The organism is Burkholderia sp. SIMBA_051, from assembly GCF_046534915.1.
GTDB classification, from domain to species: Bacteria; Pseudomonadota; Gammaproteobacteria; order Burkholderiales; family Burkholderiaceae; genus Burkholderia; species Burkholderia ambifaria.
In genome coordinates, this window is sequence record NZ_JAWRXS010000909.1 from 1 (window position 1) to 235 (window position 235).

The following is a 235-nucleotide window of genomic DNA, read 5'->3' on the forward strand; positions in this document are numbered from 1 at the left end:
GGCGCGAACGTGTCGATGGGCGACGACTGGATCGAGGTGCGCGGCATCGGCCACGATCACGGCAAGCTCGATCCGATCGACATGGATTTCAACCTGATTCCGGACGCCGCGATGACGATCGCGGTCGCGGCGCTCTTTGCGAGCGGCACGAGCACGCTGCGCAACATCGCGAGCTGGCGCGTGAAGGAAACCGACCGCATCGCGGCGATGGCGACCGAATTGCGCAAGCTCGGCG

1 pseudogene is annotated in these 235 nt (G+C 66.0%); it reads left to right on the forward strand.

The window, feature by feature from the left end:
- Positions 1 to 235: pseudogene (locus SB771_RS37110) on the forward strand (3-phosphoshikimate 1-carboxyvinyltransferase); the annotation flags it as partial.